This is a genomic window from bacterium, from assembly GCA_023150945.1.
GTDB lineage: Bacteria > Zhuqueibacterota > Zhuqueibacteria > Zhuqueibacterales > Zhuqueibacteraceae > Coneutiohabitans.
The window spans coordinates 286201-301809 of sequence record JAKLJX010000005.1 but is presented as its reverse complement, the minus strand read 5'-3'; the positions used below and the strand labels follow the sequence as shown (position 1 = coordinate 301809).

Here is a 15609-nt window from a genome sequence, read left to right as displayed (position 1 = left end):
GACCTGCGCGGGATCAAGCATCCGGGATGCCGCCACGCCTCGTGGCCTCAGGAGGCATACCGTCTCCCTCGAATACGTCCGCCTTTCATGAAGCCGTCATAATGCCGCATCAAAAGATGAGATTCAAGCTGCTGCAGAAAATCCAACGCCACGCCGACGATAATCAGCAACGAGGTGCCGCCGAAAAACGAGGCAAAGTTGAGCGACACGTTCATCAGCTTGTGCAGGATGTAGGGAAACACCGCAATGAGTGCCAGAAAAATCGAGCCGGGCAGCGTGATCTTGGTCAAAATGTTGTCGATGAACTCCGCGGTTTTCTTGCCCGGCCGCACGCCCGGGATGAACCCGCCGTACTTCTTCATGTTGTCCGCCACGTCCACGGGATTGAAGGCGATGGCGGTGTAGAAATAAGTGAAGAAGACGATCAAAACGCCTTCCATCACCCAGTAGACCCCCGAGGTGATGTCGAAGTAGCGGGCAAAATTCGCAATCAGCTCGCTGTTCGGAAAAAAGGTGCTGATCGTGGTCGGGATGAACATGATCGATTGCGCGAAAATGATGGGCATCACACCGGCGGTGTTCACCCGCAGAGGCAGGTGCGTGCTTTGGCCGCCGTAAACCTTGCGGCCGATGACGCGCTTGGCATATTGCACGGGAATCTTGCGCGTCCCCTGCGTGAGCAACACCACCAATGCCACCGTGACCACCATCAAAGCGAGCAGGAACAGCTCGGTCAGAATCTCCCGGTTGCCCGCGCTCACCTGCTGGAACTCGTCGATCAGCGCATCGGGCAGCCGAGCAATAATGCCGATGAAAATGATCAGGGACACGCCGTTGCCGATGCCGCGCTCGGTGATTTGCTCGCCGAACCACATGATGAGAACCGTGCCCGCGGTCAGAGTCAACATCGTGAGCAGACGAAACCCCCAGCCGGGGTCGGGCACGACCACCATGCCGTTGGGCAGCGCTTGAATGTTCTCCAGGAAGATGCTGACACCGTAGGCCTGCATGAAGGCGATCAGCACCGTGCCATAGCGGGTGTACTGGGTGATCTTCTTGCGGCCCTCTTCACCCTCTTTCTGCAGGCGCTGAAAATAAGGCATCACTGCGCCGAGCAACTGCAGAATGATCGAGGCCGAGATGTAGGGCATGATCCCGAGCGCAAAAATGGTGGCGCGACTGAAGGCGCCGCCGGCAAAGAGATCATAAAGCTGGAGAATGCCGCCGCCCTGCGCGTCTTGCAGGTAGGCCAGCAAGGCCTGGCTGTTGATGCCCGGGACCGGAATGTGCGTGCCGATCCGCTCCACCAGAAGCATGAGAAACGTGAAAATCACACGCTTCTTCAGCTCGGGGATTTTGAAAATGTTTTTGAAACTGCTGAGGATCATGACGTTCTAGTTCTTGGTTTGCGCGGACGCAGCGGTTGCCGGTTGAATGACGATGGCTTTGCCTCCGGCCTTCTCGATCTTCTCCTGCGCACCCTTGCTGAACCCATGGGCGTGCACTTCAAATGCCCGGCTCAGCTCTCCGTTGCCGAGAATCTTCACGGGAACGTTGCTTTTGCGGATCAGCCCGTGTTGCCGCAGCACCTCGGGCGTAATCTCGCTCACCTCGGTGAGGCGGTTGAGCATGGCCAGATTGACCGGCTGAAACACGGTCTTGAAAATGTTGGTAAAGCCGCGTTTGGGAATGCGACGCTGCAACGGCATCTGGCCGCCTTCAAACCAGGCTTTGCGCTTGGCGCCGGAGCGGGAATACTGGCCCTTGTGGCCGCGCGTCGAGGTGCCGCCGTGCCCGGAACCGATGCCCCGGCCGATGCGTTTGGCCTTCTTGTGTGAGCCTTTGGCGTACTTCAAACTGGATAAGTCCATGATGTGCCGATTCCGGTGTAAAGACGTGCTTAGATTTGTTCAACGGTTACCAAATGCTTCACTTTGGCCAGCATGCCGCGGATCTGCGGCGTGTCGCGGTGAACCACGCTCTGCCTGATTCGCCGCAGGCCCAAGGCCTTCATGGTGAGCTTTTGATTCTGCAGATGCCCAATGACGCTGCGAATCTGGGTGACTTTCAATTTCTTCTCTGTGCTCATGGCCTCACTTCACTGTCTTCAGTCATCGTCCGGGTAAACATCTCGCGTACCGTCATGCCGCGCCGGCGCGCCACTTCCGCCGCATCCACAATGCTGCTCAACGCGCGCATGGTGGCTTTCACGACATTGTGGGGGTTGGCCGAACCCAGCGATTTGGACAGCACGTCTTGAATGCCGGCGGCTTCCATGATGGCACGCACCGCCCCGCCGGCAATCACGCCGGTGCCCGGCGAGGCCGGCTTTAAAAAGACCTTGCCCGCGCCGTATTTACCCTGCGTCTCGTGCGGCAGCGTGCCATTGAGCACCGGCACCCGCACCAGGTTTTTCTTGGCATCCTCGGCGCCCTTGGAGATGGCGTCGGTGACTTCCTTGGCCTTGCCCAAGCCGCAGCCGACGTGCCCCTTGCCGTCGCCCACCACCACGATCGCGTTGAAACCAAAACGGCGGCCGCCCTTGACCACTTTGGCGGTCCGGTTCACCGCGACGACATGCTCCTTCAGTTCCAGCTCACCCGAGCTGATTTTCTCTTTGCGTACCATAACTCTCCGTTAGAAGTGCAGACCGCCCTGCCGGGCACCATCGGCAAGAGCCTTCACGCGGCCGTGATAGACGTAGCCGCTGCGGTCAAACACGACGCTTTTGATGTTCATGGATTGCGCTTTCAGCGCCAGCGCGCGGCCGACGATGTTAGCCGCCTGCACTTTCGTCTCGGCTTGCTTGATCTCTTCACGAATATCCTTGCTGACGGTCGAGACGGTCGTCAAGGTCTTCTTGGCGCTGTCATCAATCAACTGTGCATAAATGTTCTTCAGACTGCGAAAAACCACCAAACGTGGGCGACCGGGCGTGCCAACGATTTTCTTGCGGAACCGGAAGGATTTCTTCTTCTTGTCCCGCCGCACACGGGGTGCAATTCGCTTGAATCCCATAACCTCTCCCAGAATAGTCTATCATTCGTTGGTTGCGTTACGACAGGTCGAGCTTGGCGGCTTGGTCTCCCTTCCTCTGTGTTCGAGAAGAAGGAGGCGACCTCAACTAAGCCGCTGTCTTGCCGGCCTTGCGACGCACAACTTCGTCGCTGTATTTGATTCCTTTGCCCTTGTAAGGCTCCGGCGGTTTGAACGATCGAATCTTGGCGGCCACCTGTCCCACCAAGCCCTTGTCAATGCCGCTGACCTTGATGCTGGTCTGCGACTCGCAGGTGATGGCAACGCCCTCCGGCGGCTGAAAAGCGATGGCATGGCCGAAGCCGAGTTGCAGCAGCAGCCGCTTGCTCTTCATTTCCGCGCGGTAACCGACGCCGACGATTTCGAGCTTCTTCTCAAAACCCTTGGTCACCCCCAGAATCATGTTGTTGATCAGGGCGCGATAGAGGCCGTGCATCGCTTTGAATGATTTCTCATCATTGGGGCGGGTCACACTCACTTCCCCTCCCTCGACGCGCACGCCCATTTGGGGATGGAACGGACACGAAAGCTCGCCTTTCGGTCCCTTCACTTTGACGGCGGAGCCGTCGACCGACACCTGCACACCGCCGGGTATCGGAATTGCTTTTTTGCCTACGCGCGACACGGATGATTCCTTCTCAAGTTATTACCACACGTAACACAAGACTTCACCGCCGACATGAAGCTTGCGGGCATCGCGGTCGGTGATGACGCCCTTCGGTGTCGACAGGATGGCCAGGCCGTAATTGTTGAACACGCGCGGAAAATTCCGGACGCCGACGTACTTGCGCAAGCCGGGAAGGCTGATCCGGCGCAACCCGCGAATCACATGGCGCTCGTATTCGTCATACTTCAAATAGATGCGGATGAGATTCTGCTTGCCGTCTTCGATGATCAAATAGTCCTTGATGTAGCCGTAATGCTGCAGGATCTTCGTAATGCTGATTTTGGTGCGCGACGCCGGGATATCCACCTTGGGATGCTTGGCTCTGCCGGCGTTGCGAATGCGCGTGAGATAATCTGAAATCGGATCAGTCTGCATGAATAGACTCCAAAACTTTCCCTTACCAACTCGCCTTGGTGACGCCCGGGATCTTGCCATCCAGGGACAACATGCGGAAACAGATACGGCACAGACCAAAACGGCGCAGATAAGCGCGCGGCCGGCCGCACTGCATGCAGCGGTTGTACCGGCGAGTGGAAAACTTCGGCGTCCGTTGTTGCTTGGCCCGCATTGACTTTTTTGCCACGTTCAATCCCTAACAATAAGTTGTGCTACTTGCGTCGGAAGGGCATGCCAAAACCCGACAGCAGCTCATAGGCTTCCTCGTCGGACTTGGCGGTCGTCACAAACGTGATGTTCATGCCGCGAATTTTGGTGACTTTGTCGTAGTTGATTTCCGGGAAAATGATCTGCTCCTTCACGCCGATGGAGTAGTTGCCGAAGCCGTCAAAGGCCTTTTCCGGCAGACCGCGGAAATCACGAATGCGCGGCACGGCGATCGAAATGAAGCGCTCCAGAAACTCGTACATGCGCCAGCGCCGCAGGGTCACCATGCAGCCGATCGCCATGTTCTGGCGCAGCTTGAAGTTCGAGATCGACTTCTTGGCGCGCGTCACGATCGGCTTCTGCCCGGTGATGATCTCCATGTCGCTCACCGCCGCATCAAGATATTTCTGGTCGTCAACGGCGTCACCCACGCCCATGTTGATGGTGATCTTCGCGAGCCGCGGCACCTGCATCGGATTGGCATAGTTGAACCGCTTTTGCAGGGCCGGCACGATTTCCTTGCGGTACGTCTGCAGCAACCCGGGGACATAATCGGACGGCAGCTTCTCCTGCGGTTGCTTGCCGCCCTTGCTCTCGGCCGCAGCGGCCTTGGCAGCGCCTTCGCCTTTGGCTTTGGCTTTGCCTTTCGCGGGCGCGCTGGTTTTGGACTTCTCTGCCATTACTTCACCTTCGCTTCGACAATGATCTCACCACTCTTCTTGGCAACGCGAACCCGATTCCGGGAAGTCTTGCTGGAGTTGTTGATGGTCTGAATGCCGATTCGCGTCGGAACCCCGAGCTTCGGGTCGATCAACATCACGTTCGACACGTGCAGCGGGGCTTCCTTTTCGATGATCCCGCCCTGCTGGTTGCGCTGGCTGGGCCGGGTGTGCCGCTTGATCAGATTGACCCCCTCCACGATCACGCGATTCTTCTCGGGGTAAACCTTCAGCACCTTGCCCTGCCGGCCCCGGTGATCGCCGCTGATCACCACCACGATGTCATTCTTGCGAATTCTCATGCGAACCTTCCTCTTGCCGCGCACCGGCACTCACAACACTTCCGGCGCCAGCGAAATGATCTTCATGTACTGTTTGTCGCGCAGCTCGCGCGCCACCGGCCCGAAGATGCGCGTGCCCTTGGGCTCTTTTTCTTCGTTGATCAAGACCGCTGCATTTTCGTCAAAGCGGATGTACGAGCCGTCCTTGCGGCGAACTTCGCGCTTGGTGCGCACGATGACGGCATGGCTGATGTCACCCTTCTTGATCGAGCCGCCGGGCGCCGCCGATTTGACGGCGACCACAATGATATCGCCCACCGAACCGTACCGGCGCTTGCTGCCGCCCATCACCCGGATGCACATGACTTTCTTGGCTCCGGTATTGTCGGCGACGTTGAGTCGCGTGTATTCTTGTACCATAATCCCACTCCCGTCGATGCTATTCAGGAATACTAGCAACTGGCGGAATATCCGTTCGTTTCTTGTTCCTGGCAGAAAGTGCGTTGACTGTTTACGGCACCGCGCCCTTACTTGGCCTTTTCCAGAACCTCGACCAGCCGCCATCGTTTCTGTTTGCTCAGCGGGCGCGTCTCCATGATCAAGACGGTATCGCCGACGCCGGCGCTATTACCCTCATCATGCGCCATGAACTTGGAAGTCTGCTTGAAATACTTTTTGTAGAGCGGATGCCGCACCAGACGTTCGACGCTGACGACAATGCTCTTGTTCATCTTGTTGCTGATCACCTTGCCGATCTTGGTCTTGCGCTGATTTCGGGAGGTTGCAGCAGTCGCGGTGTTTTCCATAAACTGGCTCGTCACTGGTCTCTACGGTTATCGGGTGGCCTCGCGCGGGGCGCGCCGGCCCGTGCGGTATTCTTGCAAAACCGTCTTCAAGCGCGCGATGTCGCGACGAATCATGCGCAAGCGCAGGGGATTGTCGAGCTGCCGCGTTGCGTGCTGAAAGCGGAAATTTTGATACTCTTCCATCAGATCTTTGAGCCGGCGTTCCAAATCCGCCGGGGTCAATTCTTTCAACTCATACCTTTTCATGAGCCTGCGGCCTGTTCGTTTACGAAATGAAAAAGGGAAAAAGGGACCTTACTCGCCAAACTCGCTGGCGCTCACAAAACGGGTCTTGATCGGAAGCTTGTGTGCCGCCAGCCGCATCGCTTCCTGCGCCACGTCCTTGGCCACGCCGCCGATCTCGAACAGAATCCGTCCCGGCTTGATCACCGCCACCCAGTATTCCGGTGTGCCTTTGCCTTTACCCATGCGGGTTTCAGCGGGCTTTTCCGTGACGGGCTTGTCCGGGAACACGCGAATCCACACTTTGCCGCCACGCTTGAGATGGCGGGTCATTGCCACGCGGCTGGCTTCGAGCTGGCGCGCGGTGATCCACGCGGGCTCCACCGCTTTCAACGCAAACTCACCGAACGCGATGTGGTTGCCGCGTTGCGCCGTGCCCTTCATGCGGCCGCGCTGCTGTTTGCGAAATTTCACTCTCTTCGGCATTAACATGGGATCTGGTCTCCTTGCTCACATGCGGCGGTCGCCGATGATCTCACCGCGGCAAATCCACACCTTGACGCCGATGGTGCCATAGGTCGTCTTCGCGGTGGCGCGCGCAAAATCGATGTCCGCGCGCAGAGTATGCAGCGGAATGCGGCCTTCTTTGTACTGCTCGGTGCGCGCCATTTCCGCGCCGCCCAGCCGGCCGGCGCAAAAAACACGCACGCCTTCCGCGCCCATGCGCATGGTGCCGGTGATGGCCTTTTTCATGGCGCGCTTGAAGGCAATCTTGGCTTCGAGCTGGTGCGCGATATTCTCCGCCACCAAATAGGCGTCAAGCTCCGGCCGTTTGATCTCGTTGATGTTGAGCTGAATTTCCTTCTTGGTCACGCGCTGCAGCTCTTCCTTCAGCTTGTCGACTTCGGAGCCTTTGCGGCCGATCACAATGCCCGGCCGCGCCGTGTGAATCGTGATCGTGATGCGCTTGTCCGAGGGATCACGTTCAATCTGGATGGTGGAAACGCCGGCGCGCTGTAAACGGCTGCGCACATAGCGGCGCAGGTGCAGATCCTCTTTGAGCTTGTTCTGGAAGTTCCGCCCGCCGAACCAATTCGATTCCCAGTCGCGCACGATGCCCAGGCGCAAACCGATGGGATTCGTCTTCTGACCCAAAAGACCTCCTCGCTAGTTAGCTTGATTGTCCAACGGTTGTCCGTCCGATACCACAATGGTGATGTGGCAGGACCGTTTGCGAATGCGCGAGGCCCGGCCCATGGAGCCGGCGCGGAATCGCTTCATAGTGAAGCCGCCGTCGACAAATGCCCGCATGACAAAAAGATCCTCGGTGGAAGCCTTCTTGGATTCCGTGCCATTGATGTAGTTCGCCACGGCGGAGCGAATCGTCTTCTCGATCGGCAATGCCGCCCGTTTACGAGTGAAATGCAAGACATTGAGCGCGTCATCGACGCCCTTGCCCCGGACGAGATTGATCACTCGCCGGACTTTTCGCGGAGACATGCGCAAGTAGCGCAGTTTGGCACGTGCTTCCATGACTCGATCGATCTCCTAAGCTGCTGGTGCGGCTTTGACTTTGGTCGTTTTCTCGGTGGCCGATTTGCCGGCGTGGCCGCGAAAAGTGCGGGTCGGCGCAAATTCACCGAGTTTGTGACCGACCATATTTTCGCTGATGAACACCGGGATGAACTTGTTGCCATTGTGAATGGCCAGCGTGTGACCGACAAACTCCGGGGTGATCGTCGAGCGGCGCGCCCAGGTCTTGACCACCCTGCGCTCATTGCGCTTGTTCATCTCCGCAATTCGTTTGGCCAAATTCTCGTCGACGTAGGGGCCTTTTTTAACACTTCGCGGCATGTGCTTTCAACCTCTCTTTAGAGAGACTTATTTAGACTGAGACCTTTGCGTGACTTGATGATGTATTTGCTCGAGGCTTTCTTGCGCCGGCGCGTCTTCAAACCCTTGGCCTTCTGGCCCCAGGGCGAGCAGGGATGGCGTCCGCCCGAGCTTTTGCCTTCACCGCCACCCATCGGGTGATCCACTGGGTTCATCGCAACGCCACGCACCCGCGGCCGCCAGCCCAGCCAGCGCGAGCGGCCGGCCTTGCCCCAACTGATGTTTTCATGATCCGTGTTGCCCACCTGCCCGATGGTGGCGCGATTTTCCACCCGCACCATACGCACCTCGCCGGAGGGCAGCTTGAGTTGGGCATAGCTGCCTTCGCGTGCCACGAGTTGAACCGCGCTGCCGGCACTGCGCGCGAGCTGGCCGCCGCGTCCCTGGCGCAATTCGACATTGTGCACGGTCAAGCCCAGGGGAATCTGGCCCAACGGCAGGCAGTTGCCCACGCGAATCTCGGCGGTCGGGCCGGAAGCGACGACATCGCCGACGTTCAAGCCAATGGGCGCGAGGATGTAGCGCTTCTCACCGTCGGCATAATGCACCAGCGCGATGCGCGCCGAGCGGTTGGGGTCGTATTCGATCGCGGCGATCTTGCCGGGAATGCCGTCTTTGTCGCGCTTGAAGTCGATGCGACGGTAGTGGCGTTTGTGGCCGCCACCGCGATGCCGGCTGGTCACCCGTCCCTGATTGTTGCGCCCGCCTGATTTGCGCGTCGGCTCCAGCAGGGACTTTTCCGGCTGCGTCTTGGTGATTTCCTCGAACGTCGACACCGTGCGATAGCGCAAGCTCGGCGTCAGCGGTCTAAACGTTTTAATCGGCATATGAAATCCTGATTTCTCGCTGGTCTGGGTGATTGCCCGCCCGCTGCCGGCGTTACGTGGTCAATCCCGCATAAAAATCGATTTTCTGGCCCTTTTTAAGCGTCACCACTGCCTTCTTGAAATTGCGGCGCTTGCCCGTGGTCACGCCGCGGCGGGTGTTCATGCGCTTGCTCTTGCCCTTGACCGTGATCACGTGCACGTCGAGGACTTCGACATTGAACTTCTTTTGCACGGCGCGCTTGATCTCGAACTTGTTGGCATCGGGCAAAACCTCGAAGCCATATTTGTTCTTGGACTCGCTCAAGATCAGACTCTTTTCCGTCAGCAGCGGCCGACGCAAGATTTCTTCCGGGGTTCTCATGCCTGCAACACTCCCGCGAGCCGGGACACGGCGCTCTCTTGAATGAACAGCTTCTGGCAATTGAGCAATTCGAAGGTGGAGACATCTGAGCCCACCTGCAACCGCAGGCGATAGAGATTGCGGCTCGCGCGCAGCAAGGTCGGGTCAGCCTGCGGAATCAACAACAGCGATTTGAGCTTGTCGGCTCCGAGATTTTTCAGGATGCCGGCCATTTCCCGCGTCTTACCGCTGGCAACGGTGAAATCCTCCACGACCACGATTTCGCCGGCCTTGGCCTTCAACGACAAGGCCGAGCGGCGCGCCAGCTTCTTCACTTTTTGATTGACGGACTGGCTGTAATCCCGCGGTTGCGGCCCGAACACACGACCGCCACCCACCCACACGGGCGAACGCGTAGAACCGGCGCGCGCCACACCACGGCCCTTTTGCTTCCACGGCTTCTTGCCGCCGCCGCTCACGTCCTTGCGGGTTTTGGTTTTGTGCGTGCCCTGGCGCTGGTTGGCCTGTTGCGCCTTCACGGCAAGATAGATCACATGCCGGTTGGGCTCGATGGCGAAGATCTCGTCAGGGAGATCGACGGTTTTGCCGGATTTCTGGCCGTCCTTTGTATAGACCTCGACTTGCATGTCACTCTCACTTGGAGATGATAACAATACTGTTGTTGGCGCCCGGAATACTGCCCCGCAGCATCAGAATGTTGTTTTCTGCATCGACTTTGACGACGCGCAGGTTGCGGACGGTGACGCGCTCACCGCCCATGCGGCCGGCCATGCGCATGCCCTTCCACACCCGCGAGGGATAGGAGCTTCCGCCCATCGAACCCGGCGCGCGCGTGCGGTCGCTCTCGCCGTGGGTTACCGGGCCGCCGCCGAAATGGTGCCGCTTCACGACGCCCTGAAAGCCCTTGCCCTTGCTGGTGCCGATGGCTTTGACGAGATCGCCGACTTTGAAAATATCGGCTTTGATCGCATCACCCAGCTTGAAGCCGGCGAGGTTGTCGAAATCGCGGAATTCCCTGACGTGCTGCAGCACCGGCACATTGGCCTTGGCAAAATGCCCGGCTTCTGCCTTGTTGATTTTCTTTTGGCGCTTTTCCGCGAAGCCGAGCTGCAGCGAATCGTAACCGTGTTTTTGCTGGGTGCGGATCTCGGAGACATAGCACGGCCCGGCCTGCACCACCGTCACCGGCACACTGTTTCCCTTTTCGTCGAAAATACGTGAATGCCCCAGCTTTTTGCCGATCAAGCCAGTCATAATCGCCTTTGCAAGTTTGAATCTAATCCTCTGTCACGTCCAGCGTGCGGTGCGGTCTCAGACCTTGATCTCGACATCCACGCCCGCGGGCAATTCCAGCTTCATCAACGCGTCCACCGTCTTGGCATTTGAGTTGAGAATGTCGATCAAGCGCTTGTGGATGCGGGTCTCGAATTGCTCGCGCGATTTCTTGTCAACGTGCGGAGAGCGCAACACCGTATAGATGGACCGTTTCGTCGGGAGAGGTATCGGGCCGGAAATGGCAGCGCCCGTCTGCTTCGCCGTTCGAATAATCTTATCGGTCGATTTGTCGATCAACCGGTGATCGTGCGCTTTCAGCTTGATCCGTATCTTTTGTCCAACCACGACGAACTCACTCCGAGTTTCAATTGCGATTCACAACAACAGGAATTCCGCAGACGTCCCAACAAAACAAAGGGCATCGCTCTCTTCACGATGCCCATTTCGCACGCGGGCCGCGCTTGCTATCTTGCCATTACTCCCTGATCTTCGCCACAGCCCCGGCGCCGATGGTGCGGCCGCCTTCGCGGATAGCGAAGCGCAGACCTTCATCCATGGCAATGGGAGTGATGAGTTCGACTTCCATGGTGATGTTGTCGCCGGGCATGACCATCTCCACGCCCTGCGGCAGATGCGCCACGCCGGTCACATCCGTGGTGCGGAAGTAGAACTGCGGACGATAACCATTGAAGAACGGGGTATGGCGGCCGCCTTCTTCTTTCTTCAGCACGTAAACCTCGGCCGAAAACTTGGTGTGCGGGGTGATCGAGCCCGGCGCCGCGATGACCATACCGCGCTCCAGCTCTTCCTTGTCCACGCCGCGCAGCAGCAAGCCGACGTTGTCGCCTGCTTCACCTTGATCAAGCAGTTTGCGGAACATTTCAACGCCGGTGACGACGGACTTGCGCTTGGCGCCCAAGCCGACGATTTCCACTTCTTCACCGACTTTGATGCGGCCGCGCTCGATACGGCCGGTGCCGACCGTGCCGCGACCGGTGATCGAGAACACGTCTTCCACCGGCATCAAGAACGGTTTGTCGATGTCACGAACCGGCGTCGGAACATACCGGTCAACCGCGTCCATCAACTCGAACAGCGACTTGTTCTTTTCCGGATCGTTGGGATTGCTGAGCGCCTCCAGTGCGCTGCCGCGAATGATCGGAATCTCGTCGCCCGGAAACTGATACTGCTTGAGCAGGTCGCGCAGTTCCAGCTCCACCAATTCCAACAGCTCGGGGTCATCGACCATGTCAACTTTGTTCAGGTAGACGACGATGTAGGGCACACCGACCTGACGCGCCAGCAGGATGTGCTCACGGGTTTGCGGCATGGGGCCGTCGGCGGCGCTCACCACCAGGATGGCACCGTCCATCTGCGCCGCGCCGGTGATCATGTTCTTGACATAATCGGCGTGGCCGGGGCAGTCGACGTGGGCGTAATGGCGTTTGTCGGTTTCATACTCGACGTGCGCGGTGTTGATCGTGATGCCACGGGCCTTTTCTTCGGGTGCGTTGTCGATCTGATCGTAGCTCTTGAACTGCGCCAGACCTTTCTTCTCGAGCGCTTGCGTGATAGCCGCCGTCAACGTGGTTTTGCCGTGATCGACATGACCAATCGTGCCGATATTCACATGCGGCTTGTTGCGCACAAACTTTTGTTTTGCCATGAATCAATCCTCCCGATGGGAACGTTGGGATGAAGTCATTGTTGACAGCTTCAGACGGTTAAGCGATCCGGCGAAACACCGCGATCAATCATCTTTGACTCTTGACGCTTTCAGTCAGGGTGTCCGCAATGGACTGGGGTACCTGATCGTAATGAGAAAACTGCATGGTGTAGATGGCGCGCCCCTGCGTAATCGAGCGCAAGGTCGTCGCATAGCCGAACATTTCGCTGAGCGGCACGGTGGCGGCGATCACTTGGGCATCGGCACGCGGAAACATGCCGCGAATGCGGCCGCGCCGGGAATTCAGGTCACCCATCACATCGCCCATGTAACTCTCGGGCACCACGACCTCCACATCCATCACCGGCTCCAGCAGAACCGGAGAAGCCTTCTTGGCGGCATCCTTGAACGCCATCGAGCCGGCGATCTTGAAGGCCATTTCGGAAGAATCAACCTCGTGATAGGAGCCGTCGAGGAGGCTGGCTTTCACATCAACCACCGGATAGCCCGCGAGCACGCCGTTTTGCAGGGCCTGCTGAATGCCTTCCATCGTCGGCTTGATGTACTCTTTCGGAACCACGCCGCCAATGATCTTGCTTTCAAATTCAAAGCCTTTGCCCGGTTCATTCGGCTCGAGTTCGATCACGACATGCCCATACTGGCCGCGGCCGCCGCTCTGCCGGATGAATTTGCCCACGCCTTCGACCTTCTTGCGAATGGTTTCTTTGTAGGCAACTTGCGGCTTGCCGACATTGGCATGAACCTTAAACTCACGCAACAAACGGTCAACGAGGATTTCCAGATGCAACTCGCCCATGCCGGCGATCAAGGTCTGACCGGTCTCCTCGTCGGTGCGAACTTTGAAGGTTGGATCTTCTTCGGCGAGTTTGGCGAGCGATTCGCCCAGCGCATCCTGGTCGGCCTTGGTTTTGGGCTCGATCGCTACCGAAATGACCGGCTCCGGAAAGTGCATCGCTTCGAGCACCACCGGTTTCTTTTCCTCGCAGAGGGTGTGACCGGTTTTGGTGTTCTTCAAACCGACCGCCGCGACGATATCGCCGGCCTGCGCCTGTTCAATGTCTTCTCTTTTGTTGGCGGACATTAACAACAAGCGGCCCACGCGTTCTTTGTTGCCCGTGGAGCTGTTGTGAACGTAACTGCCGACATTGATCGTGCCGGAATAGACCCGGAAGTAAGTGAGCTTGCCGACGTAGGGGTCGGTCATAATCTTGAAAGCCAGCGCCGCAAACGGCTCCGACGGCGACGGCTTGCGGACGACTTCCTCATTGGTTTTGGGATGTGTCCCCTTGACTTCCGGCAAATCGCTGGGAGCTGGCAAATAGAAGGTGACCGCGTCGAGCAGACGCTGCACGCCCTTGTTCTTGAAAGCCGAGCCGCACAAGACGGGAACCATGCTGACGTCGATCGTCGCCTTGCGAATGGCTGCGCGAATTTCCTCTTCCCCGATCGGCTCGTCGTGCAGATACTTCACCATGAGCGAATCGTCATAGTCCGAAACCGCTTCGAGCAATTTGGTGCGATACTCTTTGGCTTTTTCCGCGAGTTCCTTCGGGATGTCGATTTCCTCCCATTCCTTGCCCAGAACGTCATCGGCATACACGACGGCCTTCATCTTGATCAAATCGATCAAGCCGGTGAACAGTTCACCTTCGCCCAGGGGAATCTGGAGCGGGACGGCGTTGGCCCCCAGCCGTTCCTTGATCATTTGAATCGCGCCGTAGAAATCAGCGCCAACGCGATCCATCTTATTGATGAAGGCCAGACGCGGCACGCGATAGCGGTCGGCCTGGCGCCAGACGGTTTCGGATTGCGGTTCGACGCCGCCCACGGCGCAAAACAGCGCAACGGCACCATCCAGAACACGCAGCGAACGTTCAACTTCAATGGTGAAGTCCACGTGACCAGGCGTGTCGATGATGTTGATGCGATAATTCTTCCAATAGCAGGTGATGGCGGCGGAAGTGATCGTGATCCCACGCTCCCGCTCCTGCTCCATCCAATCGGTGGTGGCGGCACCGTCATGGACCTCGCCCATGCGATGAATGCGACCCGTGTAGAACAGAATGCGTTCCGTCGTGGTCGTTTTGCCGGCATCAATGTGCGCCATGATGCCGATGTTTCGGGTTTTTGATAGATCTTGGCTCATAGACATAAAAAACTCCACTTTTCCCAAGAGAAAACCCGACGTGCTTTTCTCTCAAGGCGAGTGGAGATTGCTCGCTACAGCACACTTCAGGTTATACACCTGACGGGAGGGTCAGGCTTCTCGATGTAAGTTGAGACGTAATCAATCGCAGGTTTTTGAATTGCGACAAAGTGCCTTTCACGCGCGGTTCACCAGCGAAAGTGCGAGAAGGCCCGATTGGCTTCGGCCATCTTGTGAGTGTCCTCGCGTTTCTTGATCGCATTGCCTTCCTTGTTGGAGGCCGCGAACAGTTCATTGGCGAGCCGCTCCGCCATCGTCTTCTCGCTTCGTTCGCGGGCATACCCCACCAGCCACCGGATCGCCAATGCCTGCTGGCGCTGCGCCCGTACTTCAACGGGAACCTGGTAGTTGGCGCCACCAACGCGGCGGGATTTCACTTCGAGCAGAGGCTTCACATTGTCAACGGCCTTCTCGAAAACCTGCAGCCCCTTGCGGCCACTCTTCTCCTCGGCGAGATCGACCGCCCGGTAGAAAATCTTCTCCGCAATGCTGCGTTTGCCGCGCTCCATCAAGCCATTGATGAACTTGGTCACCAGGATGCTGCCGTATTTGGGGTCGGGCAACACCTCACGCTTTAGAACTCGTTTTCGTCTCGGCATGGCTCAAAAGGGTTATTTACTTGCAGTTGATTTCTTCTTTGTCCCGTACTTCGAGCGCCCTTGATTGCGCTCTTGCACTCCGGCCGTGTCGTACACCCCACGCACGATATGATAGCGCACGCCCGGCAAATCCTTCACTCGTCCCCCGCGAATCAAAACAATGGAGTGCTCCTGGAGATTGTGGCCTTCACCGGGAATGTAGGCAGTGACCTCGTAGCTGTTGGTCAACCGCACACGGGCAACTTTCCGCAGCGCGGAATTCGGCTTTTTGGGTGTGGTCGTGTACACTCTTGTACAAACACCTCGCCGTTGCGGAGAGCCAGCCAGAGCCGGCGCGGTCGTCTTGCGACCGATTTTCTTCCTCCCAAGGCGAACCAATTGACTGATGGTAGGCAAGCAGGCTCCTATAAAATTACAGAACGTGAAT

The 15609-nt window shown here is 57.9% G+C and carries 25 protein-coding genes and 1 pseudogene; all 26 read right to left on the bottom strand.

The features are described from left to right. Positions 1-47 precede the first annotated feature (47 nt). The gene (secY, locus tag L6R21_09455) at positions 48-1388 is read right to left on the bottom strand and encodes a preprotein translocase subunit SecY (protein ID MCK6559412.1); all 1341 of its coding nucleotides are present in this window, start codon (positions 1386-1388) and stop codon (positions 48-50) included. A gap of 6 nt (positions 1389-1394) precedes the next feature. Further along, positions 1395-1871: a 50S ribosomal protein L15 gene (gene rplO, locus L6R21_09450; protein MCK6559411.1), complete on the bottom strand. Its 477-nt coding sequence runs from the start codon at positions 1869-1871 to the stop codon at positions 1395-1397. A 29-nt stretch (positions 1872-1900) separates the two neighbouring features. Next, the gene (gene rpmD / locus L6R21_09445; GenBank protein ID MCK6559410.1) at positions 1901-2089 is read right to left on the bottom strand and encodes a 50S ribosomal protein L30; all 189 of its coding nucleotides are present in this window, start codon (positions 2087-2089) and stop codon (positions 1901-1903) included. Next, on the bottom strand, positions 2086-2628 hold the full coding sequence (gene rpsE / locus L6R21_09440) for a 30S ribosomal protein S5 (protein MCK6559409.1): 543 nt from the start codon (positions 2626-2628) through the stop codon (positions 2086-2088). The genes rpmD and rpsE overlap by 4 nt, the downstream gene beginning before the upstream one ends. A 9-nt stretch (positions 2629-2637) precedes the next feature. Then, positions 2638-3018 carry a 50S ribosomal protein L18 gene (gene rplR / locus L6R21_09435; GenBank protein MCK6559408.1) on the bottom strand — a complete coding sequence of 127 codons (381 nt, stop codon included), beginning with the start codon at positions 3016-3018 and terminating at the stop codon, positions 2638-2640. 106 nt (positions 3019-3124) lie between these two features. Continuing rightward, entirely contained in the window at positions 3125-3661 is a 537-nt protein-coding gene (gene rplF / locus L6R21_09430) for a 50S ribosomal protein L6 (protein MCK6559407.1), read from the bottom strand. A gap of 21 nt (positions 3662-3682) precedes the next feature. Continuing rightward, the gene (gene rpsH, locus L6R21_09425; protein ID MCK6559406.1) at positions 3683-4078 is read right to left on the bottom strand and encodes a 30S ribosomal protein S8; all 396 of its coding nucleotides are present in this window, start codon (positions 4076-4078) and stop codon (positions 3683-3685) included. Positions 4079-4100: 22 nt separating this feature from the next. Then, positions 4101-4286, bottom strand: a complete 186-nt coding sequence (locus L6R21_09420; GenBank protein ID MCK6559405.1) for a type Z 30S ribosomal protein S14 — start codon at positions 4284-4286, stop codon at positions 4101-4103. 25 nt (positions 4287-4311) lie between these two features. Continuing rightward, positions 4312-4986, bottom strand: coding sequence for a 50S ribosomal protein L5 (rplE, locus tag L6R21_09415; protein MCK6559404.1), 675 nt, complete (start codon positions 4984-4986; stop codon positions 4312-4314). Continuing rightward, a complete protein-coding gene (gene rplX / locus L6R21_09410; GenBank protein MCK6559403.1) occupies positions 4986-5327 on the bottom strand; it encodes a 50S ribosomal protein L24 in 342 nt (113 codons plus the stop codon). Before rplX ends, rplE begins: the two co-directional genes overlap by 1 nt. Before the next feature lie 30 nt (positions 5328-5357). After that, the gene (gene rplN, locus L6R21_09405; GenBank protein MCK6559402.1) at positions 5358-5726 is read right to left on the bottom strand and encodes a 50S ribosomal protein L14; all 369 of its coding nucleotides are present in this window, start codon (positions 5724-5726) and stop codon (positions 5358-5360) included. Positions 5727-5833: 107 nt separating this feature from the next. Next, positions 5834-6112, bottom strand: coding sequence for a 30S ribosomal protein S17 (gene rpsQ, locus L6R21_09400; protein MCK6559401.1), 279 nt, complete (start codon positions 6110-6112; stop codon positions 5834-5836). A 27-nt stretch (positions 6113-6139) separates the two neighbouring features. Then, positions 6140-6358, bottom strand: coding sequence for a 50S ribosomal protein L29 (rpmC, locus tag L6R21_09395; GenBank protein MCK6559400.1), 219 nt, complete (start codon positions 6356-6358; stop codon positions 6140-6142). Positions 6359-6406: 48 nt separating this feature from the next. Beyond that, a complete protein-coding gene (gene rplP, locus L6R21_09390) occupies positions 6407-6826 on the bottom strand; it encodes a 50S ribosomal protein L16 (protein MCK6559399.1) in 420 nt (139 codons plus the stop codon). 39 nt (positions 6827-6865) lie between these two features. Further along, positions 6866-7489: pseudogene (gene rpsC, locus L6R21_09385) on the bottom strand (30S ribosomal protein S3). A gap of 12 nt (positions 7490-7501) precedes the next feature. Next, positions 7502-7867 (bottom strand): 50S ribosomal protein L22, encoded by a 366-nt coding sequence (rplV, locus tag L6R21_09380; protein ID MCK6559398.1) that lies wholly within the window; start codon positions 7865-7867, stop codon positions 7502-7504. 15 nt (positions 7868-7882) lie between these two features. After that, entirely contained in the window at positions 7883-8188 is a 306-nt protein-coding gene (rpsS, locus tag L6R21_09375) for a 30S ribosomal protein S19 (protein ID MCK6559397.1), read from the bottom strand. Between the two features lie 17 nt (positions 8189-8205). Beyond that, on the bottom strand, positions 8206-9054 hold the full coding sequence (rplB, locus tag L6R21_09370) for a 50S ribosomal protein L2 (protein MCK6559396.1): 849 nt from the start codon (positions 9052-9054) through the stop codon (positions 8206-8208). A gap of 52 nt (positions 9055-9106) precedes the next feature. After that, on the bottom strand, positions 9107-9415 hold the full coding sequence (gene rplW / locus L6R21_09365; protein MCK6559395.1) for a 50S ribosomal protein L23: 309 nt from the start codon (positions 9413-9415) through the stop codon (positions 9107-9109). Continuing rightward, positions 9412-10041, bottom strand: coding sequence for a 50S ribosomal protein L4 (gene rplD / locus L6R21_09360; GenBank protein MCK6559394.1), 630 nt, complete (start codon positions 10039-10041; stop codon positions 9412-9414). The genes rplW and rplD overlap by 4 nt, the downstream gene beginning before the upstream one ends. A gap of 7 nt (positions 10042-10048) precedes the next feature. Continuing rightward, the gene (gene rplC, locus L6R21_09355) at positions 10049-10669 is read right to left on the bottom strand and encodes a 50S ribosomal protein L3 (GenBank protein ID MCK6559393.1); all 621 of its coding nucleotides are present in this window, start codon (positions 10667-10669) and stop codon (positions 10049-10051) included. Positions 10670-10726: 57 nt separating this feature from the next. Beyond that, positions 10727-11035, bottom strand: a complete 309-nt coding sequence (rpsJ, locus tag L6R21_09350) for a 30S ribosomal protein S10 (GenBank protein ID MCK6559392.1) — start codon at positions 11033-11035, stop codon at positions 10727-10729. A gap of 130 nt (positions 11036-11165) precedes the next feature. Continuing rightward, on the bottom strand, positions 11166-12356 hold the full coding sequence (tuf, locus tag L6R21_09345; GenBank protein MCK6559391.1) for an elongation factor Tu: 1191 nt from the start codon (positions 12354-12356) through the stop codon (positions 11166-11168). Positions 12357-12444: 88 nt separating this feature from the next. Further along, positions 12445-14523: an elongation factor G gene (gene fusA, locus L6R21_09340; GenBank protein MCK6559390.1), complete on the bottom strand. Its 2079-nt coding sequence runs from the start codon at positions 14521-14523 to the stop codon at positions 12445-12447. Between the two features lie 188 nt (positions 14524-14711). After that, positions 14712-15182 carry a 30S ribosomal protein S7 gene (rpsG, locus tag L6R21_09335; GenBank protein MCK6559389.1) on the bottom strand — a complete coding sequence of 157 codons (471 nt, stop codon included), beginning with the start codon at positions 15180-15182 and terminating at the stop codon, positions 14712-14714. Positions 15183-15194: 12 nt separating this feature from the next. Beyond that, positions 15195-15578, bottom strand: a complete 384-nt coding sequence (gene rpsL / locus L6R21_09330) for a 30S ribosomal protein S12 (GenBank protein ID MCK6559388.1) — start codon at positions 15576-15578, stop codon at positions 15195-15197. Between the last annotated feature and the right edge of the window lie 31 nt (positions 15579-15609).

Excerpts from the sequence above, each read along its gene's own strand:
- rplE (MCK6559404.1), bottom strand. The coding sequence starts at position 4,986 with ATGGCAGAGAAGTCCAAAACCAGCGCGCCCGCGAAAGGCAAAGCCAAA.
- tuf (MCK6559391.1), bottom strand. The coding sequence starts at position 12,356 with ATGGCAAAACAAAAGTTTGTGCGCAACAAGCCGCATGTGAATATCGGC.
- secY (MCK6559412.1), bottom strand. The coding sequence starts at position 1,388 with ATGATCCTCAGCAGTTTCAAAAACATTTTCAAAATCCCCGAGCTGAAG.
- rplD (MCK6559394.1), bottom strand. The coding sequence starts at position 10,041 with ATGCAAGTCGAGGTCTATACAAAGGACGGCCAGAAATCCGGCAAAACC.
- fusA (MCK6559390.1), bottom strand. The coding sequence starts at position 14,523 with ATGAGCCAAGATCTATCAAAAACCCGAAACATCGGCATCATGGCGCAC.
- rplX (MCK6559403.1), bottom strand. The coding sequence starts at position 5,327 with ATGAGAATTCGCAAGAATGACATCGTGGTGGTGATCAGCGGCGATCAC.
- rplO (MCK6559411.1), bottom strand. The coding sequence starts at position 1,871 with ATGGACTTATCCAGTTTGAAGTACGCCAAAGGCTCACACAAGAAGGCC.
- rpsH (MCK6559406.1), bottom strand. The coding sequence starts at position 4,078 with ATGCAGACTGATCCGATTTCAGATTATCTCACGCGCATTCGCAACGCC.
- rpsE (MCK6559409.1), bottom strand. The coding sequence starts at position 2,628 with ATGGTACGCAAAGAGAAAATCAGCTCGGGTGAGCTGGAACTGAAGGAG.
- rpmC (MCK6559400.1), bottom strand. The coding sequence starts at position 6,358 with ATGAAAAGGTATGAGTTGAAAGAATTGACCCCGGCGGATTTGGAACGC.
- rplW (MCK6559395.1), bottom strand. The coding sequence starts at position 9,415 with ATGAGAACCCCGGAAGAAATCTTGCGTCGGCCGCTGCTGACGGAAAAG.
- rpsG (MCK6559389.1), bottom strand. The coding sequence starts at position 15,182 with ATGCCGAGACGAAAACGAGTTCTAAAGCGTGAGGTGTTGCCCGACCCC.
- rpsQ (MCK6559401.1), bottom strand. The coding sequence starts at position 6,112 with ATGGAAAACACCGCGACTGCTGCAACCTCCCGAAATCAGCGCAAGACC.
- rplP (MCK6559399.1), bottom strand. The coding sequence starts at position 6,826 with ATGTTAATGCCGAAGAGAGTGAAATTTCGCAAACAGCAGCGCGGCCGC.
- rplN (MCK6559402.1), bottom strand. The coding sequence starts at position 5,726 with ATGGTACAAGAATACACGCGACTCAACGTCGCCGACAATACCGGAGCC.
- rplV (MCK6559398.1), bottom strand. The coding sequence starts at position 7,867 with ATGGAAGCACGTGCCAAACTGCGCTACTTGCGCATGTCTCCGCGAAAA.
- rplR (MCK6559408.1), bottom strand. The coding sequence starts at position 3,018 with ATGGGATTCAAGCGAATTGCACCCCGTGTGCGGCGGGACAAGAAGAAG.
- rpsS (MCK6559397.1), bottom strand. The coding sequence starts at position 8,188 with ATGCCGCGAAGTGTTAAAAAAGGCCCCTACGTCGACGAGAATTTGGCC.
- rplB (MCK6559396.1), bottom strand. The coding sequence starts at position 9,054 with ATGCCGATTAAAACGTTTAGACCGCTGACGCCGAGCTTGCGCTATCGC.
- rplC (MCK6559393.1), bottom strand. The coding sequence starts at position 10,669 with ATGACTGGCTTGATCGGCAAAAAGCTGGGGCATTCACGTATTTTCGAC.
- rpmD (MCK6559410.1), bottom strand. The coding sequence starts at position 2,089 with ATGAGCACAGAGAAGAAATTGAAAGTCACCCAGATTCGCAGCGTCATT.